21 protein-coding genes are annotated in these 25,586 nt (G+C 66.3%); 12 read left to right on the top strand and 9 right to left on the bottom strand.

Annotated elements, in window-relative coordinates:
• The first annotated feature begins 59 nt into the window (after positions 1–59).
• From NED98_RS16550 to arr, 9 genes are all read left to right on the top strand, one after another.
• A complete protein-coding gene (locus NED98_RS16550; RefSeq protein ID WP_265313710.1) occupies positions 60–1,229 on the top strand; it encodes a dipeptidase in 1,170 nt (389 codons plus the stop codon).
• A gap of 86 nt (positions 1,230–1,315) precedes the next feature.
• Entirely contained in the window at positions 1,316–2,488 is a 1,173-nt protein-coding gene (locus tag NED98_RS16545) for a CaiB/BaiF CoA transferase family protein (protein ID WP_265313709.1), read from the top strand.
• Positions 2,489–2,497: 9 nt separating this feature from the next.
• Positions 2,498–3,184 carry a pentapeptide repeat-containing protein gene (locus NED98_RS16540; RefSeq protein ID WP_265313708.1) on the top strand — a complete coding sequence of 229 codons (687 nt, stop codon included), beginning with the start codon at positions 2,498–2,500 and terminating at the stop codon, positions 3,182–3,184.
• Positions 3,185–3,306: 122 nt separating this feature from the next.
• The gene (locus tag NED98_RS16535; protein WP_265313707.1) at positions 3,307–3,531 is read left to right on the top strand and encodes a hypothetical protein; all 225 of its coding nucleotides are present in this window, start codon (positions 3,307–3,309) and stop codon (positions 3,529–3,531) included.
• Positions 3,532–3,702: 171 nt separating this feature from the next.
• Positions 3,703–5,202, top strand: a complete 1,500-nt coding sequence (locus NED98_RS16530; RefSeq protein WP_265313706.1) for a glycerol-3-phosphate dehydrogenase — start codon at positions 3,703–3,705, stop codon at positions 5,200–5,202.
• The gene (locus tag NED98_RS16525; RefSeq protein WP_265313705.1) at positions 5,202–5,984 is read left to right on the top strand and encodes a DeoR/GlpR family DNA-binding transcription regulator; all 783 of its coding nucleotides are present in this window, start codon (positions 5,202–5,204) and stop codon (positions 5,982–5,984) included. Before NED98_RS16530 ends, NED98_RS16525 begins: the two co-directional genes overlap by 1 nt.
• Before the next feature lie 86 nt (positions 5,985–6,070).
• Positions 6,071–7,324 carry an MFS transporter gene (locus NED98_RS16520; RefSeq protein ID WP_265313704.1) on the top strand — a complete coding sequence of 418 codons (1,254 nt, stop codon included), beginning with the start codon at positions 6,071–6,073 and terminating at the stop codon, positions 7,322–7,324.
• Positions 7,324–9,711 (top strand): glycoside hydrolase family 31 protein, encoded by a 2,388-nt coding sequence (locus NED98_RS16515; RefSeq protein WP_265313703.1) that lies wholly within the window; start codon positions 7,324–7,326, stop codon positions 9,709–9,711. Before NED98_RS16520 ends, NED98_RS16515 begins: the two co-directional genes overlap by 1 nt.
• Before the next feature lie 17 nt (positions 9,712–9,728).
• Entirely contained in the window at positions 9,729–10,157 is a 429-nt protein-coding gene (arr, locus tag NED98_RS16510; RefSeq protein ID WP_265313702.1) for an NAD(+)--rifampin ADP-ribosyltransferase, read from the top strand.
• A gap of 15 nt (positions 10,158–10,172) precedes the next feature.
• Here the strand turns inward: arr and NED98_RS16505 are convergent, their stop codons facing one another.
• Positions 10,173–10,961, bottom strand: coding sequence for a FadR/GntR family transcriptional regulator (locus tag NED98_RS16505; RefSeq protein WP_265313701.1), 789 nt, complete (start codon positions 10,959–10,961; stop codon positions 10,173–10,175).
• 192 nt (positions 10,962–11,153) lie between these two features.
• Between NED98_RS16505 and NED98_RS16500 the strand changes: the two genes are divergently transcribed.
• From NED98_RS16500 to NED98_RS16490, 3 genes are read left to right on the top strand one after another with little or no spacing between them, the layout of a single operon-like run.
• Positions 11,154–13,463, top strand: a complete 2,310-nt coding sequence (locus NED98_RS16500; RefSeq protein ID WP_265313700.1) for a TonB-dependent receptor — start codon at positions 11,154–11,156, stop codon at positions 13,461–13,463.
• A 42-nt stretch (positions 13,464–13,505) separates the two neighbouring features.
• Positions 13,506–14,672: a mannonate dehydratase gene (gene uxuA / locus NED98_RS16495; protein ID WP_265313699.1), complete on the top strand. Its 1,167-nt coding sequence runs from the start codon at positions 13,506–13,508 to the stop codon at positions 14,670–14,672.
• A 21-nt stretch (positions 14,673–14,693) separates the two neighbouring features.
• The gene (locus tag NED98_RS16490; RefSeq protein WP_265313698.1) at positions 14,694–16,583 is read left to right on the top strand and encodes a glycoside hydrolase family 2 protein; all 1,890 of its coding nucleotides are present in this window, start codon (positions 14,694–14,696) and stop codon (positions 16,581–16,583) included.
• 13 nt (positions 16,584–16,596) lie between these two features.
• Here the strand turns inward: NED98_RS16490 and phoU are convergent, their stop codons facing one another.
• The 8 genes from phoU to NED98_RS16450 all read right to left on the bottom strand — a co-directional run bounded on the left by phoU (position 16,597) and on the right by NED98_RS16450 (position 25,330).
• Positions 16,597–17,292: a phosphate signaling complex protein PhoU gene (gene phoU / locus NED98_RS16485; RefSeq protein WP_179515455.1), complete on the bottom strand. Its 696-nt coding sequence runs from the start codon at positions 17,290–17,292 to the stop codon at positions 16,597–16,599.
• 8 nt (positions 17,293–17,300) lie between these two features.
• Positions 17,301–18,179, bottom strand: coding sequence for a phosphate ABC transporter ATP-binding protein (locus tag NED98_RS16480; protein ID WP_179515454.1), 879 nt, complete (start codon positions 18,177–18,179; stop codon positions 17,301–17,303).
• Positions 18,176–19,027, bottom strand: coding sequence for a phosphate ABC transporter permease PstA (gene pstA, locus NED98_RS16475; protein WP_265313697.1), 852 nt, complete (start codon positions 19,025–19,027; stop codon positions 18,176–18,178). The genes NED98_RS16480 and pstA overlap by 4 nt, the downstream gene beginning before the upstream one ends.
• A complete protein-coding gene (gene pstC / locus NED98_RS16470) occupies positions 19,024–19,959 on the bottom strand; it encodes a phosphate ABC transporter permease subunit PstC (protein WP_179515453.1) in 936 nt (311 codons plus the stop codon). Before pstC ends, pstA begins: the two co-directional genes overlap by 4 nt.
• An 85-nt stretch (positions 19,960–20,044) precedes the next feature.
• Complete coding sequence (gene pstS / locus NED98_RS16465; protein WP_179515452.1) at positions 20,045–21,079, bottom strand: phosphate ABC transporter substrate-binding protein PstS; 1,035 nt, start codon at positions 21,077–21,079, stop codon at positions 20,045–20,047.
• 116 nt (positions 21,080–21,195) lie between these two features.
• A complete protein-coding gene (locus tag NED98_RS16460) occupies positions 21,196–22,884 on the bottom strand; it encodes a hypothetical protein (RefSeq protein ID WP_265313696.1) in 1,689 nt (562 codons plus the stop codon).
• A gap of 276 nt (positions 22,885–23,160) precedes the next feature.
• Positions 23,161–23,550, bottom strand: coding sequence for a response regulator (locus NED98_RS16455; RefSeq protein ID WP_265313695.1), 390 nt, complete (start codon positions 23,548–23,550; stop codon positions 23,161–23,163).
• Positions 23,543–25,330: a sensor histidine kinase gene (locus NED98_RS16450; protein WP_265313694.1), complete on the bottom strand. Its 1,788-nt coding sequence runs from the start codon at positions 25,328–25,330 to the stop codon at positions 23,543–23,545. The genes NED98_RS16455 and NED98_RS16450 overlap by 8 nt, the downstream gene beginning before the upstream one ends.
• Positions 25,331–25,586 lie beyond the last annotated feature (256 nt).

The raw sequence follows: 25,586 nt of genomic DNA, 5'->3' as shown, positions 1-25,586 counted from the left end.
ATCCAATCGATATCGACGGCCGGCGAGCAAAGACCGGCAAGACCATCGGAGAGGCGACAATGAAGCGCAGGATCGGCATCATCCTATTGGCCGTGCTCGTGCTCGGCGCGATCGCATTTTTCACCTTCGCGCCGGGTGTCGTCGAAAATTCGGCCAGCAAGGTCGCGCCGACCGAACTCAAGGTCAGCGCGCATGCCGAAGCGCTGCACAAGACGCTCGATGTCGCCGACATGCATGCCGACAGCCTGTTGTGGAAACGCGATCTGCTCAAACGCTCGGATCGCGGGCAGGTCGATCTGCCGCGGCTTCAGGCGGGCCATTATGCGCTGCAGGTCTTCTCTTCGGTGACCAAGGCGCCGCGGAACCAGAATTACGACGGCAATTCGGGCGATACCGACAAGGTCACCGCGCTCGTCATCGCCGATATGCAGCCGGTGCGGACGTGGAATTCGCTGCTCGAACGCTCGCTCTATCATGCCGAGAAGCTCAAGCGCTTCGCCGCGCGGTCGGACGGGCAGATGCGCGTCGTCACCACCGCGGCCGATCTCGACAAGCTGGTCGCCGATCGCCGCGCGGGTCGGCCGGTGGTCGGCGCAATGCTCTCGATCGAGGGGCTGCAGGATCTTGAAGGCCGGCTCGACAATCTCGACCGGCTCTATGCCGCGGGTTTCCGTATGGCGGGGCTGGCGCATTTCTTCGACAATGATGTCTCGGGTTCGATGCACGGGATCGCGAAGGGCGGGCTGACGCCTTTGGGGCGACAGGTCGTCGCGCGGATGGAAAAGCTCGGCATGCTGGTCGATGTCGCGCACGCCAGCCACGAGACGGTCGCCGAGCTGATCGCGATCGCGCGCCGCCCGCTCGTCTCGAGCCACGGCGGGGTGCAGGCGACGTGCAAGGTCAACCGCAACCTCACCGACGCGGAGATTCGCGGGGTCGCGCGCACTGGCGGGGTGATCGGCATCGGCTATTGGGACGGCGCGATCTGCTCGACCAGACCCGCCGACGTGGCGAAGGCGATCGCGCATGTCCGCGATCTGGTCGGGATCGATCATGTCGGGCTGGGATCGGATTTCGACGGCGCGGTGACGACGCAATTCGATGCATCGCAGGTGATTGCGGTGACCCAGGCGCTGATCGATCGCGGCTTTTCCGACGACGATATCCGCAAGGTGATGGGGGGCAATGTCATCCGGGTGCTGACCGCGGGGATCAAACCCGGCGCGTGATGCGCGATCCGCACCCGAACGACGATTGAGGCTTGATCGAACCGCCTGTTTCCTCTCCCTTTGTCGAAACAGGAGCGGAGCGGCGCATGACAATTGCGGTTGACGGCAAGCCGATGCTGGCGGGGATCAGGATCGTCGACCTGACGAGCGTCGTCTTCGGGCCTTATTGCACGCAAATCCTCGCCGATCTCGGCGCCGAGGTGATCAAGGTCGAGGCGCCCGGCGCGGGCGACGCCTTTCGCTGGTCGGCGAAGGCGGCGGTCACGCCGGGGATGAGCCCGGGGTTCATGGCGTTCAACCGCGGCAAGCAATCGGTCACGCTCGATCTCAAGAATCCCGACGATCTCGCCGCGATGAAGGCGATGCTGCGCGACGCCGACGTCTTCATGCTCAACGTCCGCGGCAAGGCGGTCGAACGGCTCGGGCTCGACTATGACGTGGTGCGGACGCTCAATCCCGAGATCATCTATGCGCATTGCGTCGGCTTTGGGCAGGATGGGCCCTATGCCGATCTCCAGGCCTATGACGACGTGATCCAGGCCGCGACCGGCACCGCGACCTTGCTGCCGCGCGTCGACGGCGATCCGCGCGCGCGCTATCTGCCGTCGCTGATCGCCGACAAGGTGGCGGGGCTCCACGGCGCTTATGCGATGCTCGCCGCGATCGTCCACAAGCTCCGCACCGGCGAGGGGCAGAAGGTCGAAATTCCGATGTTCGAGGCCTTCACCCATTTCATGCTGCTCGAGCATCTCGGCGGGCTGACCTTCGATCCGCCCAATGGCCCGGTCGGCTATTCCCGCCAGCTCGATCCCGACCGGCAGCCGTTCCCCACCGCCGACGGGTTCATCAGCATCGTTTTCTACAACGACGATGCCTGGATCAAATCGTTTGAGATACTGGGCAATCCCGCATTCCTCGCGGACGAGCGTTTTGCCACGCGAAAGGCCAGAGTGCAGAATATGGCGCTGATGTATCGCGAGGTCGCCCGGCTGACGCCCGGTTTCGCGACCGCCGATCTGCTCGCGCGATGCCATGCCGCGCAAATCCCGGCGCAGGCGGTCCGCGATCTCGCCGATATCATGCAGGACCCGCACCTTGCCGCCACCGGCTTCTTTTCGCGCGAAGAGCATCCGAGCGAGGGCGGTTATTTCACGATGGCCTCGCCGGTGCGGTTCGCGGCGCAGGACAAATCGCCTGCGCGCCCCGCGCCGTTGCTGGGGCAACAGACCGACGCGCTTCGACCGGTGGTGAAGGGATAATCCCGCGCGGTGGACGATCTTTTCGCCGACAGCGCCGTTCGCGGACAGCAACTCGACCGGCGCGCGATCGAGCGCCTCGCCGGCACGCCGCAAAAGCTCGTCGACTGCGATCTCGAAGCGGTGGACCTGTCGCGGCTCGATCTTTCCGACTGGACGTTCGAGCGCTGCAGTTTCCGCAAGACCGATCTCGCCGGCGCGACGCTCGAACGCACCGACTGGCAATCATGCCGCGGCGCCTTCGCCAATTTCACCGGCGCGGATTTCACCGACGCGACATTGATCGCGTGCGATTTCAACAACACCTCGCTCAAACGCGCATGTCTGGAGGGCGCCCGGATCGAGCGGTGCAAGCTCACCGGCGCCGACCTCACGGACGCGCGGGCGCTCCACGTCCATTTCGACGAGACGCTTCTGATCAATGCCAAGATGAACGCGCACTTCTTCCGCAAGGCGAAGCTGCGGCGGATCGATTTCTCCCACGCGAACCTGAGCAGATGCGATTTTCGCGAGGCCTCGTTCGAGGCCTGCAGCCTGCGCGAGACGATCCTCGACGACGCGCGGTTCGAGGGCGCCGATCTGCGCGGTGCGGATATCGGCGGGGTGCGGCTGCAGGATGCCAGCCGGTTCCGCGGCGCGATCATCTCGCGCGATCAGGCGGCGCAGTTCCTGAGCGAGTTGGGCCTGATGATCATGTAGCGCGCGACTCCGCTGCCGTCTGGCCGGACGGTGGGGAAGTCATGACCGATGATTCATTCGACTCCCCCGCAGGGTTGGCGGATGCTTCGACGGACCGATCCCGGTCTGTAAGGAGCGTAAAGATGGGTGAAATCACCAATTTCATCGAGGAAGCCGCCGGCGCCTTCGCGGCGGACAAGGCGCTTGAGGCGGTCGACCCCAATGCCGGCCTGCTTGCCAAGGCGGCGGCCGCGGTCGCCGGTTTCGAGGGCGTCGGCAAGGTCAAGGAAATGCTCGGCGGCGACGGCAATTCCGATGCCAACACCAACGCGGACGCGCCCGCGCCGAGCGACGACTCGCAAAGCTGAACGGAGGCAGGCGGCTCGCGCGGCAAAACAGCGAGCCGCCTTCGCCGCGCTGCGTAGCGCGATGTTCGTTTAGTACAGATTATATGTTCGTTCGATCACACGCGCTTTCGTTTTAGCGCGCGCGATGCTATCACGCGCCGCAGGACGAAGCGGATGAATGGCGCGGACGAGATGAGCGACGAAACGACGGCGACGGTCGACCTGCTGGTGGTGGGCGGCGGGATCAACGGTGCCGGGATCGCGCGCGACGCGACGGGGCGCGGGCTTTCGGTGCTGCTGGTCGAGCAGGACGATCTTGCGGCGCACACCTCCTCCGCCTCGACCAAGCTGATCCACGGCGGGCTGCGCTATCTCGAATATGGTGAGATCCGGCTGGTCCATGAGGCGCTGGTCGAGCGCGAGCGGCTGTGGGGGATGGCGCCGCATATCATCTCGCCGCTGCGCTTCGTGCTGCCGCAGACGCAATCGCCGCGGCCCGCGTGGATGGTGCGGCTGGGGCTGTTTCTCTACGATCATCTCGGCGGGCGGAAGAAGTTGCCGGGGACGGAGACGATCCGGCTCGATCGCTCGCCTTATGGCGCGGGGCTGCGCGATACGCGCGGCAAGGGCTTCGTCTATTCGGATTGCCGCGTCGACGACAGTCGGCTGGTCGTGCTCAACGCGCGCGACGCGGCGGATCGCGGCGCCGATATCCGTACTCATACCAAGCTTCTCGCCGCGCGGCGCGAGGACGGCGGCTGGGTCGCGACGATCGTCGATGCGGCGGGCGAGCAGACCGTGCGTGCGCGCGTGCTGGTCAATGCCGCCGGCCCGTGGGTGGCGGACGTGCTCGGGCGGGTGCCCGATGCCGAGGCGCATCGCAGCGTGCGGCTGGTGAAGGGCAGTCATATCGTCGTCCCGCGGCTCTATGCCGGCGAGCATGCCTTCATGCTGCAGAATCCCGATCGGCGGATCGTCTTCACGATTCCCTATCAGGGCGCGTTCACTTTGGTTGGCACCACCGACGAACCGTGGGACGGCGCCCCGGCGGACGCCACGATCAGCGCGGCGGAAACGCATTATCTGCTCGAGACGGTCGCGCGCTATTTCAACAATGCCCCAAGCGAGGCGGATATCGTCTGGAGCTATGCCGGAATCCGCCCGCTTTACGACGACAAGGCCGGCAATGCCTCGGCGGTGACGCGCGATTATGTGCTCGATCTCGATGCGGGCCAGGCGCGCGCCCCGATGCTGAGCGTGTTCGGCGGCAAGATCACCACCTATCGCAAGCTCGCCGAACATGCGCTGGGCGAGCTCGCGCGCTTCTTTCCCGAGGCAGGGGCGGCGTGGACCGCGGGCGCGGTGCTGCCGGGCGGCGATATGCCCGGCGCCGATCTCGACGCCTTCGTCGCGCAATTGCAGCGCGAGTGGCCCGATCTCCCGCCGGCGCTGGTGCTGCGGCTGGCGCGGGCTTACGGCACCAAGGCCCGGATATTGCTGGGCACCGCGCGGGTCATGGCCGATCTGGGCGAGGATCTCGGCGGCGGGCTGACGACGCGCGAGGTCGATTATCTGCGCACGCACGAATGGGCGCGGACGGCGGAGGATATCCTCTATCGCCGCAGCAAGCTCGCGCTGCACGTGCCGCCCGGCACCGCCGCGCGGCTCGGCGCTTATCTCGCGCAGGCGTGATGGCGACCGAACTCCCCGAAGTCGTCGCCCGGCGCCAGCAGCGCATCCTCGATCTGGCGCGGCACACCGGGAGCGTGGCGGTCGACACGCTGGCGAGCGAATTGGGGGTGACCCCGCAGACGATCCGGCGCGATCTCAACCTGCTCGCGCGCCGCGCCTTGCTGTCGCGGGTGCACGGCGGCGCAATCGTCACCTCGGGGGTCGACAATCTCGACCGCGAGGCGCGGCGACAGGTCGCGGCCGAGGCCAAGGCGCGGATCGGCACCGCGGCGGCGGCGCTGGTGCCGAACGGGGCGAGCCTGTTCATCAATATCGGCACGACCACCGAGGCGATCGCGCGCGCGCTGGTCGGTCATCGCAACCTGCTGGTGGTCACCAACAATCTCAACGTCGCGGATATCCTCGCCGATCGCCCGACGATCGAGGTGGTGGTGGCCGGGGGCCGCGTGCGCGCCAGCGATCGCGCGGTGGTCGGCGCGCTGGCGATCGATTTCATCCGCGGCTTCCGCGTCGATATCGCGCTGATCGGCGCGTCGGCGGTCGATCATGACGGCACGTTGCTCGATTTCGACATCGACGAGGTGCGCGTGTCGCAGACGATCATCGCCCAGGCGCGCAGCGTGGTGCTGGCCGCCGATCGCAGCAAGTTCGGCCGCGCCGCGCCGGTGCGCATCGCCGATCTGACGCAGATCGATCATCTCGTCACCGATCGCCTCGACGATCCGGCGCTCGCCGCCGCCTGCGCGGCCGCCGGCACCAGGATTATCGCGACCGAAGAATAATTGGCCTGACCAATATCGACAAATGCCGGCGAATTGGCTAGGCGGGTGGTGACACCGCCTTGGACGGGGCGGGGAGAGGGGAGGTCATGCGGCGGATACCGCACCTGCGCTGGTGGATCGTCGCGCTGATCTGTGTCGGCACGATCGCCAATTATCTCGCGCGCAATTCGCTCGGGGTGCTCGCGCCGCAGCTCAAGACCGGGCTCGGCATGTCGACCGAGCAATATAGCTATGTCGTCGGCGCGTTTCAGCTTGCCTATACCGTGATGCAGCCGGTCGCCGGGGCGATCGTCGACCGGATCGGGCTGCGCGCCGGCTTCGCTTTGTTCGGCGTCGCCTGGTCGGTCGCCAACATGCTCCACGCGCTGGCGGCGGGGTGGCTCGGGCTCGCGCTGTTCCGCGGGCTGCTCGGGCTCGCCGAATCCGCCGCGGTGCCCTCCGGGATCAAGGCGATCGCCGAATGGTTTCCCGCGCGCGAGCGATCGGTCGCGGTCGGGTGGTTCAACGCCGGCACCTCGCTCGGCGCGCTGCTCGCGCCGCCGGTGGTGATCGCGGTATCCTTATGGGCGGACTGGCGGGTGGCCTTTATCGTCACCGGCGCGGTCGGGCTGCTGTGGGCGGCCGCCTGGTATGCATTCTACCGCAGCCCGGCGATGCATCCCGCGATCACGCCGGCGGAGCAGGCGCTGATCGCGGCCGACCGCCCGCCGGTGCCGCCGCGCCGCGCGACCGCGGGCGAGATCCTGCGCACCGCCAAGTTTCGCGCGATCGCGATACCGCGCTTCCTCGCCGAGCCGGCGTGGCAGACCTTCAGCTTCTGGATTCCGCTCTATCTCGCGAACGAACGCGGGATGGACCTGAAGCAGATCGCGCTGTTCGCCTGGCTGCCCTTTCTCGCTGCCGATCTCGGCGGGGTGCTCGGCGGCTATCTCTCGCCGTTCCTGATGCGCCGCTTCGGCGTGCGGCTGATCCAGTCGCGGGTCGCGGGGATCGCGCTCGCCGCGGTGCTGATGATCGCGCCGGGGTGCATCGGGCTCGCCGTCAGCCCCTATACGGCGATCGCGCTATTCTGCGTCGGGGGCTTCGCGCATCAGATGATCTCCGTGTTGATCAATACCTTGTCGGCCGATGTCTTCACCGCGGAGGAAGTCGGCACGGCCAATGGCTTCATCGGGCAGGCGGGGTGGATCGGCGGCCTCTTATTCTCGTTGCTGATCGGCCAGCTCGCCGACCGGATCGGTTATGCGCCGCTGTTCGCCGCGCTTTCGGTGTTCGATCTGATCGGCGCCGCGGTGCTGATCCTCAGCCTCAAACATCTCATTCCTGCGGAGCCCAAGTGATGAAGCGCGCGACCCTGTCCAATCCGCCGCTGTTCGCGCTCGTCGACCGTGCGCCCGGCCGGCTGACCCTCACCGCCGATACCGGCGCGGTGGCGCATCTCTTCGTGCTCGAGGAGGATATCGCGCGGCTGCTGCTGCTCACCGACGGTACGCTGACCAGCCCACCGAGTTGGGCGATCGCCCCCGGCGCGGCGGATATCGCCGAGCCGGGGCGCGATCGCATGAGCGTGTCGGGCTTCGCCTGCCCCGATTTCGGTGTGGCGACCGACGGCGTCACGCTGGTCGTGGAGACCGCGCGGTTGCGCGTGACGATCGCGCTTCGCGGGCTGCATTGCACCTGGGCGCATTATGACGGCACGGCGTGGCAGGTGATGGCCAGCGATCGACCGACGCAGGCCTATGATTTCGGCTGGTGGGACGGCCGGGCGCATCATTATTGCGCGCGGCGCCCGGGCGAACGCTATTACGGGCTGGGCGATCGCACCGGCGATTGCGATCGCGCCGGGCGACGCTTTCGTCTGACCAATCTCGATCCGATGGGCTATGATGCGGAGCACAGCGACCCGCTCTACAAATCGATCCCCTATCTGCTGGTGGCCGATGCCGAGGGGCGGTGCCACGGCGCCTTTTACGACACGGTTGCCGACGTCACCTTCGATTTCGGGCGCGAGCTGGACAATTATCACGGCGCCTATCGCCATATGGTCGCCGATAGCGGGGACCTCGATCTATGGATGATCGCCGGCCCCGATCCGCTCGCGGTGACGCAGCGCTTCACCTGGCTGACCGGTCGCCCCGCGCTGATGCCGCGCTGGACGCTCGGCTATTCGGGCTCGACGATGAGCTATACCGACGCGCCCGATGCCGCGGTGCAGATGGCGGGGTTCATCGACAAGCTCGCCGAGCACGATATCGGCTGCACCTCGTTCCATCTTTCGTCCGGTTACACCTCGATCGGTGAGAAGCGCTATGTATTCAATTGGAATTACGACAAATTCCCTGATCCCTCGGGCTTCGTCCAAAGCTATGCCGATGCCGGGATCGTGCTGGTGCCCAATATCAAGCCGGCGCTGCTGCTGAGCCACCCGCGTTATGCGGAGGCCGCGGCCGAGGGCGTGTTCGTCGGCGATGAGGAAGGGCGCCCGGTCGAGGCGCAATTCTGGGACGAGGCAGGGAGCTATATCGACTTCACCGATCCCCGCGCGGCGGACTGGTGGCGCGCGCAGGTGAAGGGGGCATTGCTCGATCACGGCATGGTCGCGACGTGGAACGACAATAATGAATATGAGATCTGGGATAAGCGCGCGCGCTTCGCCGGCTTCGGCACGGCGCGTCCCGCCGCCGCGATGCGCCCGGTTCAGCCGCTGCTGATGACCCGCGCATCGCGACGGGCACAGGCAGAGGCCTTTCCCGCGCTGCGGCCCTATGTCGTCACGCGATCGGGGATGGCCGGGCTGCAGCGTTATGCGCAGACGTGGAGCGGGGACAATCGCACCGAATGGAAGACCTTGCGCTACAATGCACGGATGGCGATCGGGCTGGCCTTGTCGGGAGTGTCGAACAGCGGGCATGATGTCGGCGGGTTTTCGGGCCCCGCCCCGTCGCCAGAGCTGCTGGTGCGCTGGGTGCAGGCCGGCGTGCTGATGCCGCGCTTCAGCATCCACAGCTGGAACGACGATCGCACCGTCAACGAGCCGTGGATGTATCCCGAGGCGCTGCCCGCGATCCGGCGGCTGATGGCGCTGCGCCAGCGGCTGATCCCGTTCTTCTACGATCTGCTGCACCGCTATCATGCTGATTATGCGCCGATGGTGCGGCCGGTGTGGATGGATTTTCCCGGCGATCCGGCGGCGTGGGCGGAGAATGACGAGCATCTGCTCGGGGCGGATCTGCTCGCCGCGCCGGTGATCGAGCCGGGTGCTGCGACGCGCGCGGTGCGGGTGCCGGTGGGGGCGGAGTGGGTCGATGTGTGGAGCGGGGCGCGCTTCGCCGGCGGCGGCACCGCAACGCTCGACGCACCGCTCGACGGGCCGCCGCCCTTGCTCGCCCGTGCCGGATCGGGGATTGCGGTCGATCTGGCGCAAGGTGGGTGGCACCCGGGGCCGTATCGGCGCGGATTGTGGCTGTTTCCCCCGCGCGAGGGCGCGTTCGCCTGTTCGTTCGTCGAGGATGCCGGCGACGGCGAGGGCCCGTGCGATCGCTGGACGGTGAGCGGAGACGCCGATGCATCGCGTATCGTGGCGACGGTGCGACGCGAGGGGCCGGGGAGCTGGGGCGACGATGCGATCACGCTGTTGCTCCCGCCGGGCGAGGCGCGCGCGCTGGTGATCGAGGGCGGGGTGCCGGCCGAGCATGAAGGACGGCGGGGCATGACGGTTCGGGTCTAGCGGCTCAGGGTAAGGTGATGACGACGAGCGACGTTCTGGACGAGGGGCCGTTCTTTCACGGCACGATCGCGGATTTGCGCGTGGGTGATTTCCTCACCCCGGGATATCGGTCGAACTATCGGCCTGAGGTGGTGATGAACCACATCTACTTCACCGCGCTCGTGGACGGCGCCGGGCTCGCCGCCGAGATCGCGGCGGAACTCGTCGGAGGCGACGCGATTCCGCGTGTTTATGCCGTGGAACCGACCGGGCCGTTCGAGAACGACCCGAACGTGACCGACAAGAAATTTCCCGGCAATCCCACTCGATCCTATCGCAGCAGCGCGCCGCTCAAGATTGTCGGCGAGGTCAAAGATTGGACCAGACTGACGCCCGAAGCGCTTGAGATGTGGAGAGAAAGGCTGGCGACCTTACAGTCGGACAGGCGCGCCGAAATCATCAACTGACGCGGCGCGATCCGATCAGACCGCGACGCGCTTCGCCAGATCGGTGCGCTTCGCTTCCACCTCGGCGCGGGCGCGCTCCAGCGCGTCGATCTCGGTGGCGCGGAGCAGCCCGTCGATCACGCGCCCGAGATGGTCGCGCATCGCCTTTCGCGCGGCCTTGGGGTTGCGCTCGCGCAGCGCGGCGAGGATTTCCTGATGCTCGTCGATCCGCGGCTGCACCCCCACGCTGCGCGCGCGTTCGAGCATATGCATGCACAGGGGCGCCTTGTAGCGCGTATCCCACAGCGATTGCACGACATCGGCGACCGCCGAATTGCGCGTGGCGCGCGCGATCGTCAGGTGGAATTCGCGATCGGCATGTTCACCCGAGACATGCGCCTGATTTTCGCGCTCCATCTCGCCGATCAGCCGCTCCAGCGTCGCGATCTCGGCATCGGTGATCGTCACCGCGGCCAGCGCCGCGGCCTCGGCCTCGAACAGACGGCGTGCCTCGGTCAGCTCGAAGGCGCCGATATCGAGCCCGATCATCGGCGTGTCGAGCGGCGGATTGTCCGCGACGAAGATGCCGGAGCCGTGGCGCGAGCGTACCACACCGATCACCTCGAGCGCGATCATCGCCTCGCGGATCGTCGGGCGGCTGACCTTATATTCCTCCGCCAGTTCGCGCTCCGACGGGATGCGCTGCCCGGGGCCGAATTCGCCACGCTGGATCGCCTCCGCCACCGCGGCGGCGACTTGCTGATAGAGTTTGCGGCCGTCCGGCGCGTCCGACGCGGCGGCGGGTTGCCCAACTGGCCTGATCAATCTTTGTGCCGGCATAAGTCGTTGGCGAGCCTAGCAGCAGTGTGCTGCACGGGCAACAGGCAGCGAAGCTTCGGCGAGGTGGCAAGGACAATATCGCCGACCAAGGCTTGCGTGTGGTCAGGCCATTTGTTAGCTGCCACCCCAGACGATCGGGTCGAAGAGCCCGCGACTCGCTATTGAGGGGAGGATGAAATGGCCGGATTCCACCATACGACCTGCCGCGCCGCGCTCGTCGCCGCGCTGGTGATGGGCGCATCGCCGGCACTGGCCGACACCGCCGCCAATGCCGAACAGACCGCGCAGCCCGCCGCCGCGCCGCCGCCGCCCGCCGCCGAGACGTCGGGGATGGGCGACATCATCGTCACCGCGCAGAAGCGCGCCGAAAATGTGCAGAGCGTGCCGCTCGCCGTCTCGGTGCTCGGGCAGAGCCAGCTCGAACTGGCCGGGGTGCGCCAGTTCCAGGATCTCGGCAATGTCGCGCCGTCGCTCACCGTCCGCCCGGCCGAACACCCGGTCAACGCCAACGTCTCGCTGCGCGGCGTCGGCACCTTCGCGTTCGGCATCGGGGTCGAGCCGAGCGTCGCGGTGCTGGTCGACGAAGTGCCGCTCGCCTTCCAGGCGCGCGCCTTCACCGATCTGCCCGATGTCGAGCGGATCGAGGTGCTGCGCGGGCCGCAGAGCACGCTCTACGGCAAGTCGGCGTCGGCCGGCCTCATCAACATCATCACCCGCGCGCCGACCGACACATTGCATGTCCGCGCCAATCTGCTGGCGACGACCGATCAGGAATATGGCGGCAATTTCAGCATCTCCGGGCCGATTTCGGAGCAGCTCGGCTATATCGTCTCGGGGAGCTATTCGAACTTCAACGGCAACATCCACAATCTCTTCAACAACCAGTGGGTGAACGGCCGCGAGGCGGTGAACCTGCGCGGCAAATTGCGCTGGGAGCTGGCGTCCAATGTGACCGTCACCGCTTCGGCCAATTATCTCAACGGCAACACCACCGTCGGCCGCCCGTTCGTCCGCATGAACCCCAATGCCTTGCTGCGCAATCAGCCGGGGCTCAACGAAGCGACCAATTTCCCGGGCGTGACGATCAGCGAGACCAATCAGGACATCAGCAACAACTATAATTCGCGCACCAAATATTACGGCTACGGTGGCTATGTCCGCACCGAGGTCGGGCTGGGCGAGATGAACCTCGTCTCGATCAGCTCCTATGACAAGTTCCGGCTCAACGATTATCTCGATCAGGACGATACCTCGGCACCGGGGCCTTATGGCAGCAACAACCAGATCGGCACCTTCCGCTCGCGGCTGCTGACACAGGAAGTGCGGCTGCTGTCGCCAGGCGACAAGCCGTTCCGCTATACGGTCGGCGTCTATTATGCCGGGGTCAATTTCGAGCGGCCCTTCTATCGCGGGCCGCAATTCTCGCTCGCCAATTGGGATGCGACGTCGCGCTCGCGCCAGATCGCCGGGTTCGTCCAGGCGGATTGGGAATTCCTGCCGCACGCCACGTTGACCGGCGGCGGGCGGGTCCAGAACGAGCGGGTGTCCTATACCTTCCGCGACAATCTCGCGCATACCTTCTACAGCGGCAGCGCGGAGGATACCGCCGGCACCTATCGCGTCAGCCTGAAATATGAGCTGACGCCGACGCTGATGCTGTTCGGCACCTATTCGACCGGCTACAAGGGCCAGACATACGATCTGACCACCGGTTTCAACGCCAATCGCGCCGCGGCGGGGCCGATCCGGCCGGAGCGGTCGCGCGACAAGGAAATCGGCGCGCGCACCCAGTTCTTCGACCGGCGCCTGACGGTCAACCTCACCTATTTCGATACGACCTACAAGGATCTGCAGGCGCAGACGATCGAGACGCTGTCGGACGGCACCTCCAACTATCGTCTGACCAATGTCGGCCGTCTCAATACCAAGGGGCTCGAACTGGATAGCTCGGCGCGGCTGGGGGATCTGACCCTCACCGGCTCGCTGGCCTATCTCGACGCGAAATATACGTCGTTCCCGGTCGCGCAATGCTGGCCGAACCAGAGTCAGGCACAGGGCTGCGTCCCGGCGGTGCCCGCAACCCCGACGACCCCGGCACGCCCGGCCTATCAGGACCTCACCGGCGCGCGCGCGATACAGGCGCCGAAGTGGAAATTCTCGGTCGGGGCGGATTATTCGCCGTCGCTCGGCCACGATCTGCGCGGGGTGGCGCAGCTCAACTGGCAATATCAGAGCAGCGTCTATTATGTCGCGGAAGACCCCGAGACCTTCCAGCGCGGCTATCATATCGTCAATATCGGGCTGGGCGTGCGCGACGAGCAGCGCCGCTGGGAACTGGTCGGCTTCATCAACAATTTGTTCGACCAGCAATATTTCCCGTCGCTGGTCAATACTGCGGGCAATTTCGGGGGGTTGCAGGCGACGCAGGCGGTGTTGCCGCGCGATTTCCGGCGGTACGGCGGGCTGCGGCTCGGCTTCAATTTCTGAGAGGCAGCGGATGAAGACCGGGCCGGAGGAGTGGTTTCTGGCATGTTGATGACGCAGACGATGCGCTGGTTCGGCCCGGACGATCCCGTATCGCTACGGGATATCCGCCAGTGCGGCGCGACCGAGGTGGTGACCGCGCTGCACGAGGTGCCGAACGGCGCGGTCTGGCCGCGCGGGGCGATCGAGGCGCGCCGGCAGATGATCGCCGCGGCGGGGCTCGGCTGGACGGTGGTCGAAAGCCTCCCCGTGCACGAAGGGATCAAGACGCGCGGGCCGGACTGGGACGAATTGATCGATCATTATCGTCAGAGCCTGCGCCACCTGGCGGCGTGCGGCATCACCGTCGTCACCTATAATTTCATGCCGCTGCTCGACTGGACCCGCACCGATCTCGCATGGCCGCTGCCGGACGGCGCGCTTGCGCTGCGCTTCGAGCCCGAGGTGCTGGCGGCTTATGATCTCCATATCCTGCGCCGGCCGGGCGCCGAGGCGGACTATGATGCCGCCACGCTCGAGGCGGCCGCGCGGCGCTTTTACGCAATGGACGAGGACGCGCGCGAAACGCTGGCCGCGACGATCCTCGCCGGGCTGCCGGGGAGCGAGGAAAGCTTCACGATCGACGAATTCCGCGCCGCGATCCTCGATTATGCCGAGGTGGATGCCGATCGGCTGCGCGCGAACCATGTCGCGTTTCTCGCGGCGGTCTGCCCGGTGGCGGATGAGGTCGGCATCCGGTTGGTCGTCCATCCCGACGATCCGCCGTTCCCGATCTTCGGGCTGCCGCGCGTGGTGAGCACGGAGGCGGATGTCGCGCATCTCTTCGCCGAGGTGCCCAATGCCTCGAATGGGTTGTGCTTCTGCGCCGGATCGTTCGGGGTGCGTGCCGACAATGATCTGCCCGGCATGGTCGAGCGGCTGGGAAGCCGGATCGGTTTCCTTCACCTGCGCGCGGTGCAGCGCGAGGCGGGGGGCGGGTTCCACGAGGCGGCGCATCTTGAAGGCGACGCCAATATGGTCGCGATCATCGGCGCGGTGCATGCGCTGCAGCGGCTCGAGGGGCGTTCGATCCCGATGCGCCCCGATCACGGCCACCAGATGCTCGACGATCTCAACCGGCGGACCAACCCGGGCTATTCGCTGCTCGGGCGCATGCGCGGGCTGGCGGAATTGCGCGGGGTCGAACGCGGGATCGCCTTCGCCCGCGGCTGACGCGAAAAAGGGGAGTGGAAGATGCGGATCGGGATCGCGATCGCGATGATGCTATTCGGGGCCGCGCCAGTGCTGGCGCAGACCGCCGACGCGCCGGCACTGCCGCTCGCCACCACGGCATCCGGCCCGCGGCTCGTCGCGGCGGACTTGCGCGGCGGCATGGACCTCTCCGGCCCGTGGCATTATTCGATCGATCCGTTCCGCGCCGGGATCGCTGGCTTCCACGGCGAGCCCCCCGATCGCGGGCAATTGCGCTATCAGGATGTCGACGTGCGTCGTGAGATGGCGCGCGACACCCGGACGCTCTACGAATTCGATCTCGCGCGCTCGCCGGTGACGACGCTGCCGTCGTCGTGGCTCACCGAGGCGCCCGAATTGCGTCATTATCAGGGGCTGATGTGGTATCAGCGCACCTTCCCCGCGCCGGCGCAGCGCAAGGGGCGGTACTTCCTGCGCTTCGGCGCGGCCAATTATGCGACGCGGGTCTATCTCAACGGCCGGCCGCTCGGGCGGCACGAGGGCGGCTTCACCCCCTTCGCGTTCGAAGTGACCCAATGGCTCCGCGACGGCGAGAACCAGATTACGATCGGGGTCGATTCGCAGGCGACCGAAGCGACGGTGCCGCCTCCCGTCACCGACTGGGAGAATTACGGCGGGGTCACCCGCCCGGTGCGGCTAATCGCCACGCCCGATACCTATGTCGACGATGCCTGGGTGCGGCTGACGCGCGACGGCCGCCTGGCGGTCGACGCGCATCTCGACGGGGCCGGGGCGGCGGGCCGCGCGGTGCATTTGCGCATCGCCGCGCTGGGGCTGGACCTCGCCGGCAAGACCGATGCGACGGGCAATTGGCGCGCGACCGTCGCCGCGCCGCGCGGGCTGGTGCGCTGGTCGCCCGAACATCCCAAGCTCTATGACGTGACGATCGATGCCGGCGAGGATCAATGGCGCGATCGCATCGGCTTCCGCACGATCGAGGTGCGCGGCGCCGATATCCTGCTCAACGGGCGGCCGGTGTTCCTGCGGGGGATTTCGCTCCATGAGGAGGAACTCGGGACCGATCCGACCCGCGCGATCACCCCGGCCGCCGCGCGCGCGTTGCTCGGCGAGATCAAGGACGGGCTGCACGGCAATTTCGTCCGCCTCGCGCATTATCCGCATTCGGAGGTGATGACGCGGACCGCCGACGAGCTCGGGCTGATCGTGTGGAGCGAGGTGCCGGTCTATTGGCGGGTCGCGTGGTCCAACCCCGATACTTTGGCGACCGCACGCAACATGCTCGCGGAAAACATCCTGCGCGATCGCAACCGCGCGGCGATCGCGATCTGGAGCGTCGCCAACGAAACCCCGGTGACCGAGGCGCGCAATACCTTCCTGCGCACATTGGTCTCGGACGTGCGCAAGCTGGACGACAGCCGGCTGGTCAGCGCCGCGCTGCTCGTCGAACGATCGCCGGACAAGCTCGACATGACGCTTGCCGATCCGCTGGCGGATGCGCTCGATGTGTTGGCGATCAATACCTATAACGGCTGGTACACCCCCGATCGCCTCGCCGATCTGCCGGGCAGCGTGTGGCATGTCCCGGCGAACAAGCCGCTGGTCTTTTCCGAATTCGGCGCGGACGCCAAGGCGGGGTTCCACGATCTCGCCGGCCCGCAGAAATTCTCCGAGGAATTCCAGGCCGATTATTATCGCCAGACGCTGCGCATGGCCGATCGCCTGCCGACGTTGCGCGGGATGTCGCCGTGGATTCTCAAGGATTTCCGCTCGCCGCGGCGGCAGAATCCCGATTTCCAGCAGGGCTGGAACCGCAAGGGGCTGATTTCCGAAACCGGCCAGCGCAAGATCGCATTCGGGGTGCTGGCCGACTATTACCGTGCGAAGGAAGCCGCGCCGGCCGGCGAACGCTGACCGGCGCTGGCGCTCACCCCGCGGTGTGGCGCGATTCCAGCTTCTCCGAGGTGTAGGTGAAATAGACCATCTCGGCGATATTGGTCGCCTGATCGCCGACCCGTTCGAGGCTTTTCGCGGCAAGCAGCAGCTGGCCGATCACCGGGATCGTCGCGGCGTCGTTGGCCATCTGGGTCAGCAGGACGAGGAACACGCGGCGATATTCCTCGTCGATCCGCGCGTCGCTTTCGTAGATCTGCTTGGCCTTTTGCGGGTCGCGCGCGGCATAAGCATTGAGCGCGCCGACCAGCATGTCGTAGGAGCGCGCGCCGAGTTCGCCGAGCATCTTCGCCGCCTGCCGTTCGGCGGGCGAGTGGACCTGCTCGAGCCGTCGCGCGACGCCCTTGGCATAATCGCCGACGCGCTCGAGATAGCCCGAGACGCGGTGCGCCATCAGCACTTCGCGCAGATCGTCGGCGAAGGGCGAACGCCGCACCAGCGTCTGCAGCACGAGCTGATCGATCTCGGCTTCGGCCGCATCGATCGCTTTATCCTCCTCGACGACCTTGGCGGCGAGCACATTGTCGCCTTTCTCAAGCGCGGCGAGCGTGTTGGCGAGCGCGAATTCGGCCAGCCCGCCCATGCGGATCACCGCCGCGCGCAGGCCGCCCATCTCCACGTCGAACGCCGCGACCGTGTGGCGATCGCCGTTGCCGGTCTTTTCGTCCATCTTCTATCTCACCCAAATCGGCCAGTGACGTAATCGCGCGTGCGCTTGAGCTTCGGCGCGGAGAAGAATTCCTCGGTCGGCCCGAATTCGATCATCCGGCCGAGGAACATGAACCCGGTATGCTGCGCGAGCCGCGCCGCCTGGTGCAGGTTGTGCGTGACGATCACGATCGTCACATTGCCGACCAGCTCGTTGAGCGTGTCTTCGAGCTTGGCGGTCGAGATCGGATCGAGCGCCGAGGCCGGCTCGTCGAGCAGCAGCACCTCGGGATCGATCGCCAGGCCGCGCGCGACGCACAGCCGCTGCTGCTGGCCGCCGGACAGGCCGAGACCCGATTCCTTGAGCTTGTCCTTCACCTCGTCCCACAAAGCGGCGCGGCGCAGCGCGCGCTCGACGATCTCGTCCATCTCCGCGCCGCGGATGCGCTTGTAGAGGCGCACCCCGAAGGCGATATTGTCGTAGATCGACATCGGGAAGGGCGTCGGCTTCTGGAACACCATGCCGACGCGGGCGCGCAGCGTGGCGAGGTCCATCTTGTTCGGCGTTACTTCCACCGCATCGCCGTCCCGCGCCCGCAATCGGGCGATGCCGGCCTTGTCCGCCAGCACGTCCTGCCCGTCGAGGATGATGCGGCCGGTCGCCTGCTGCCCCGGATAGAGCTCGTAGATCCGGTTGAGCGTGCGCAGCAGCGTCGATTTGCCGCAGCCGGAAGGGCCGATCAGCGCGGTGATCTTGTTCTTCTCGACCGGCAGGTCGACCCCGAACAGGGTCTGCTTCTTGCCGTAGAAGAAATCGAGGTTGCGCGCCTCGAGCACCAGATTGTCGGCCGGGGGCGCGGTGATCGACCGTTCATAGGTTTCGACCGCCTCGCTATCGAGCAGGCTCATGATGATTTCCCGTGGATGATCGCGCGTCCCGCGATGTTGATGGCCAGAACCGATGCCGCGATCAGCAGCGCGCCCGCCCAGGCCAGCCGCTGCCAGTCTTCATAGGCGCTGAGCGCGAACTGGAAGATGGTGGTCGGTAGGCTCGCGATCGGCTGGAGCAATTTGACGCTGAAGAACTGATTGCCGAGCGAGGTGAACAGCAAAGGCGCGGTCTCGCCCGAGATGCGCGCGAAGCCGAGCAGCCCGGCGGTGAGCAGGCCCGTGGCGGCCGAGCGCCAGACGATCTTGCGCACGACGAAGGCGCGCGTCGCGCCCAGCGCCATTCCTGCCTCGCGCAATGCGGCGGGCTGGAGCAGCAGGATATCCTCGGTGGTGCGCGTCACGATCGGCACCGCGAGGATCGCCAGCGCAACCGAGCCTGCAAGCGCCGAGAAATGCCCGACCACGTTGCGGACCAGCAATTCGTATACGAACAGGCCGATCAGGATCGACGGGGCGGAGAGCAGCACGTCGTTGAGAAAGCGTACCGCATGGCCGAGCTTGGTCCGCCCGCCATATTCGGACAGCCAGGTCCCGGCGAGCACCCCGATCACCACCGCGAAGATCATCGCCAGCAGGCACAGAATGACCGAGCCGGTGATTGCGTTGAGCAGTCCGCCGCGCGAACCCGGCGCGGGTTGCGACATGGTGAACAGATCGCCGTTGATCCCGCCGATCCCCTTGGTGAGCAGCGACCAGCCGATCAGCGCCAGCGCGCCGAGCGCGATCACCGCGGTCAGCCCGCAGGCGGTGACGAAGATCGTGTTGATGATCGAGCGGCGGCGCGCGCGGGCGGTCATCCGGGTCATCGCATCGACCTCGCGAGCAACAGGCGCGCGAGCGCGAGCACGCCGAAGGTGATAAAGAACAGCACCAGTCCCAGCGCGATCAGCGCGGCGCTGTGCATGTCGCTGCTCGCCTCGGCGAATTCGTTGGCGATCGTCGAGGCGATCGTCGAGCCCGAGTCGAACAGGCTCTTGGGGAAGCCGTGCGCATTGCCGATGATGAAGGTGACCGCCATCGTCTCGCCGAGCGCGCGGCCGAGCCCGAGCATGATCACCCCGAGCACCCCGGTGCGGACATAGGGGATCGAGATCCGCGCGGTCACCTCGAACGAGGTGCAGCCGATGCCATATCCCGCCTCGCGCACCTGTGCCGGAACGGTGAGCAGCAATTCGCGGAACACCGCCGCCATATAGGGCAGGATCATGATCGCGAGGATGATCGAGGCGGTGAAGATATTGGCGCCGTTGGGGATGCCCTGGGTCAGCGTATCCATCAGCGAGCCCGGGGTGACCGAATTGGCCAGCGGCTGCTGGACGTTCTCGGCGAACCACGGCGCGAAGACGAACAATCCCCACATGCCGTAGACGATCGACGGGATGCCCGCGAGCAGCTCGATCGCCACTGCGATCGGCCGCGCGATCCGTGCCGGGGCGAATTCGGTGAGGAACACCGCGACCCCGATCGCGAGCGGCAGCGCGATCGCGAGCGACAGGAAGGAGGTGACGAGCGTGCCGACGATCGGCCCCGCCGCGCCATAAATGTCGCTGACCGGATTCCACGTCGACGAAGTGAGGAAGCCCAACCCGAATTTGGCGAAGGCGGGCCAGCCGCCGATCGCGAGGCTGACCACCACCCCCGCGAGGATCGCGAGAAGCAGAGTCGCGGCGGAAAGGCACAGCCAGCGGAAGATATCTTCCCCCAGCGGCGCCCGCCCGCCGATCGCGGGATTGTGCATCCCCAGTTCCTTGCCCGTTACATTGAATGCCGAAAAGCGGCGCGCTTCGCGAGGCGAGGCGCGCCGCTCGGTCCGGTCGCTGGCGTCAGCGCGAGACGTAAACCGGCTTTCCGCCCGAGGTGACGTTGGTCGCCCACTGGCGGCGGATCGCGGCCTTCACCGCGGCCGGCAGCGGCACGAAATCGAGCTTCGCCGCCTCGGCATCGCCGTTCTTATAGGCCCAGTCGAAGAACTTCAGCACCGCCGCGCCATTGGCCGCATTGGCCTGGTTGCGCTGGAGCAGGATGAAGGTCGCGCCGGTGATCGGCCACGCCTGCGCGCCCGGCTGATCGAGCAGCAGCAGATAATTGCCCGGGGCGCTCGCCCAGCGCGCGCCGGCCGCGGCCGCGGCGAAATTGGCGGCATCCGCCGCGACGAACTTGCCCGCCTTGTTCTGCACCGAGACGTAAGGCAGCTTGTTCTGCTTGGCATAGGCATATTCGACATAGCCGATCGAGCCCGCGGTCTGCTTGACGAACGCGGTCACGCCGTCATTGCCCTTGCCGCCGAGCCCGGTGGGCCATTCCACCGCGTCGCTCGCGCCGACCTTCTTCGCCCATTCGGCGTTCTTCATCGCCAGATAGGAGGTGAAGAGGAACGAGGTGCCCGACCCGTCGGACCGGTGGACGACGGTGATCGCCGCGCCCGGGATCTTCAGCTCGGGGTTGAGCTTGGTGATCGCCGGATCGTTCCAGCGGCGGATCTTGCCGAGGAAGATATCGCCCAGCACCTGCCCGGTGAGGCGCAGGCGGCCGGCGCGCAGCCCGTTGAAATTGACCACCGGCACGACGCCGCCGACGACCGTCGGGAACTGATAGAGCCCCGCGGCCTGCAGCTCGGCGGGCTTCAGCGGCTTGTCGCTGGCGCCGAAATCGACCGTCTTGGCCTTGATCTGCTTGATCCCGCCGCCCGAGCCGATCGCCTGATAGTTGAGGCGCTGGCCGGCCTGCTGGCTGTAGATTTCCGCCCAGCGCGCGTAGATCGGCGCCGGAAAGGTCGCCCCCGCACCCGAGATGTCGGCGGCAATCGCGGCGCCCCCAACGGCCACGGCCGCGGCGCCGATCACGAATTTCTTGAACATATTTGCTCCATAAGCTGCCGAATGCGAGCGGCCTGATTCGCGTTGGAAGCCCCCACGCTCATCCGAAACCGCTCTGCGCGCATTCGATGACAAGTTTGTGACAGTTCAGCCCGCGATCAGAACGGGTAATAGCGGATGCTGAAGAACCCCATGTTCTGCGTCGCGGTGGGCGCGCCACCCTGATTGACGTTGAACGTCTCGCGCCAGGTGCGGCTATATTGCAGGCCGAGCTGGACGCGGCCCCACGGCCCCTGCAACGCACGCTGCCAGAAGCCGGCGGTGATCTGTTTCACCGCTCTGGTCTGGACGGTGCACGGCAGCGGCGAACCCTCGATCAGGCATCCGGTGCCGTTGAAGTTCGGGTTGCCGAGGCCGTAATTGACCCCGTTGACGGTCGACCAATGCGCGTCTTCCCATTCCTCGCCGCCGAACACATAGATGTCGAGCATCTTGGTCGGATGCGCGGTGAGCCCGCCGAGCAGCATATATTCGCGCAGCGGCGTCAGCGTGCCATCGGGGTTGAAGGTCACGTCGGCGAGATTGGCGGCGCCATAGCGTCCGATCCCGTCGCCGACGATGCCGCTGAACTGCGCGTCCAGCACGCCCGGGATGATCTGGGTGCCGATGCTGCCGCCGGCGCCCCAGCCGCGGACATCATGGTTCGTCCCGTTCAGCCGCTCGTAGAAATCGCGCACCATGCCAAAGGCTTCGATGTGCAGCGTGCGCCCGGCGAATTTGCCCTCATAAGCGACCTTGCCGATCACGTCGGGGTAGCGATTGGCCGAAATCGCGTTTTCCGCGATGCCGTTGCCGCCGAAGCCGCTGCCCGCGGGCACGGTGGTGACGAGATCCGGGAAGCCGGAGGGAACGGTGCCGGTGAAGGTCGTCTGCGGATTTTCAAGCGAGAGCGCGAACCACCATTTTTTGTCGAAATCCACCGCGACGCGCACCTGCGGCTGGCGCGTGAAGGTGAAGCCGGGGACATATTGCGCTTCGATCACCGGCGGCGTCACCTCGGCGCGCGGGGTGATGCCCTTCGAATTCATCGTGGCGAGCGACCAATTCTGCCCGAACAGGACATGCGCAGTGATGTCGCCGCTGCCGAGCTTCTGATCGATCGTGCCGTAAAGGTTGCGGATACGCGGGCTGTAGGAATTGCTCTGGTTCGAGTTGGCGGTGACACCGGCAGCCTGGAAATCGAACTCACCGTACATGGCGAGGTGGGTCTGCTTCGACGCATCGCCCTCTGCCAGCAGCGACAGGCGGCTCTGCCGCGCGGTCATGCGGAATTCGTGCGTATTGGCGACGTGGCTCTGCGGAAACGGAATATTGTTGAAGGTGGAGGCGATGTCCGCGCCCTGATTGTGGGTACGGTAGATCGAGGTCATTTCGAGGAAGCCGCCGGGCGTGATCGAAATGCCCTTGAACGGCAGGCGATCGGGCTTCTCCATCTTGGCGACGCGGCGCTGCAGATCGGCATTCTGCTCGGTCAGCGTGGCGATCGCGGCGGTGTCGGCCGCGTTGCTCGTCTGGACCGGGGCGGGGGCCGGCGCGGGGGCGGCGGCGAGGCGGGTGGTGGTCGCGGTCTGTTCGGCGAGCTGCTGGCGGAGGTCGGCGATTTCGGCACGGAGTTGCGCGATCTCCTCGCGGACGCTGCTGTCGGTGCCGGCCCCGCGCCGCGCGGCGCGGCAGGCGCGCGATTTGCTTCCCTTCACGCAGCGATGCGCCGCGGCGGGATCAGCCCAAGCGTGAGTCGCGCATGTCAGCGATACCGCCGACACGCCAAGCAGAAGAACCCGTCTCATCAAACCGCCCTTTCAAGTGCGTCATGGCGCTATTTCGTCTCCCGTGGCGCCGCGAATAGGCGCGTTATGTGACAGTTCAGGGACAGTGACGGGCGCCGCGGCAAAGAACGGTGTGCGGAAATAAGGCGTTATTATTCAATAAGATAGTATCATCCGCCGTCGCGGAGACATCGTGCTGCAATCAAATTGTCACACGAATCCCCTAGGTGCTTCATCAAGCTGGCGAGAATCGGCGCTCAACGCATGATCGCAGCCGTGCGGATTTTTCCGGGCGATTTAATGGTGTTGTTGCGCGCCGCAGGAGATGAGCGGTTCGAGCTTGCTCGATAGCCGCTCCGGCCGGAACGGCTTTTCCAGCCGCGGCACCGTGAAGAAACGTTCGGGGAGCGACCATTCGTCATAGCCGGTGGCGAAGACGAAGGGCACGCTGCGTGCGACCAGCGCATCCGCGACCGGAAACACCATGCCGCCGTGCAGATTGACGTCGAGCACCGCGAAATCGATCGCCTTCTCGCCCGCGATCAACTCCAGCGCGTCGCGCACGCTGGGCACCGGGCCGAGCACCGTCGCGCCGGCATCGTCGAGGACATGCGCGAGATCGTCCGCGAGCAGAAATTCATCCTCGACGATCAGAATGCGGCAACCTTGCAGCGTTTGACTAGCCATCGATTTTCTCCCCGATGCGGTCCCCTACCGGCACCTGCACGTCGATCGTGCAATGAACGCCCCCCGCGTCGATCCCCAAGGTCGTGCGCGCGCGAAGCTGATAAGGCAGAGCGCGCTCGATCAGTTCGCAGCCATAGCCGCCGCTTTGCGGCAGGACGTCGCTGTCGCGCATCCCTTTCATCCCGCTTTCCCGCCAGTCGATGAACAAGCGATGCTCATCGGCCTGGGGTTCGCGGATTTCCCAGCAGATATCGAGATGTCCGTCGGGCTGTGACAGCGCGCCGTGCTTGACCGCATTGGTGGCAAGCTCGTGCAGCGCCAGCGCCAGCGTCTGGACCAGCGCGGACTTGAGCGGGACGCCCGCGGGGCCGCGCAGCGTGACCTGCCGGCCGTTGCCGTCCGCGTCCAGCGTCACCAGCGCCGACAATTCCTCGCGCACCAGCGCGTCGAAAGTGACGCGCAGCCCGCTCGCGCGCCGCGACAGCAATCCCTGGACCCGCGCGAGCGCTTGCAGGCGGTCTTCGAAACGTTCGGCAAATTGCTCGAGCGACTGGCTTTCCTTGAGCGTGCGACCGGCGACCGCCTGCACCACCGCCATCACGTTGCGCGTGCGATGCTGCAACTCCTTGACCAATATTTCCTGCTGCGCCTGAAGCTGGAGCAGATCGTCGACATCGGTCGACGTGCCGAGCCATTCGAGGATCGGGCCTTCGGGCAAGTGGACGGGCGAGGCAAGGGTGCGGAAATGGCGATAGCGCCCCTCCGCGGCGTGGAAGATCCGCCCTTCGAATTCGAGGCTGCCGGCGTCCGGCGCGCGCGACCACGCCTCGATCGCATGATCGCGATCGTCGGGGTGGAACATGTCGAGCCAGCCCGTCGCGTGGCTCGCTTCTTCCTTCTGCCCGGTATAACGCGTCCATTGCGGGCTCGACCAGGTCCACTTCCCGCCCTCGATCGCGCGCCACACGAGTTGCGGCATGCCTTCGACCAGGGTGCGGAACCGCAGCTCGCTCTGCTGCAAAGCCTCCATGCCGATATGATGTTCGTGGACGTCGGTCGCCGCGGCGAACCAGGCGGTGATCGTGCCCTGCTCGTCGCGCATCGGCTCCGCGCGGATGAGGAACCAGCGATAATCGCCGTCCGCGGCGCGGATACGCTTCTGCTGCTGGCAGGGCGTGCCGGCCTTGATCGCTTGGGCCCAGGAGGCCAGCGCCGACTCGCGATCGAGCGGATGCAGCGCCTCGATCCAGCCCTTGCCGAGCGGATCGGCCGCATAATCGCCGGTATATTCGAACCAGCGCTGGTTGAACCAATCCGCCTCGCCGGCCGCGTCGGTGCGCCACAAGAGGTCGGGCACCAGATCGGCGACGGTGCGCAGCGACCCTTCGGTCGAGCGCAATGCGGCGCTGATCTCCTGGATCTGGCACGTCCGTTCCTCGATCCGCGCGTCGAGTTCCTGATTGGTGTGGTGGAGACTGTTGTTGGCCAGCTCCAGTTCCTCGGTCAGCACCTGCAGCTCCTCGAAGGCGGAGCGCAATTCCATCTCGGCCTGGTTCTGATGCTCGCGGACCTGCGCGGCCGGGGCGGGGGTGGCTTCCGCTCGCGCGGCATGGGCCGTCTGCAGGTCGCGCGACAGCGCGGAGACGCGGCGCAGCAGCCGGTCGCGGTCCTCGGCGAGCCGATCATTCTCTTCGATCGCGGCTTCGAGCGCGGTGCGCAATTGCTCGATCTCGTCGAGCAATATCCTCCCGCCAACGGTCGAATCCGCTTGATCTGGCATCGCGCTCCCTGGGCGTTCCCTGGCTTTCCCGTTAACCTAACGCACGAAAGCGCGGATCAGCAGCAAAGACGCAGAAAAATAAGTTAGTTTTTGTGCACCCTTCGGCGGCGGCGGCTCGTTCTCTTCCCTTAGGGTCCGTACTCAATCAGCTTGCGGTTGAGTGATTTGGCTGATTCAAAGCTTCTGCTTGAAGCGGAGGCGGTGATGGCGAGCCAACTGACCTGGTTGAGCGATGCGGAGTGGGCTCGGATCGAGC

The sequence above is a fragment of the Sphingomonas lycopersici genome (assembly GCF_026130605.1).
GTDB lineage: Bacteria > Pseudomonadota > Alphaproteobacteria > Sphingomonadales > Sphingomonadaceae > Sphingomonas > Sphingomonas lycopersici.
This window is presented reverse-complemented; position numbering and strand designations above follow the sequence as displayed.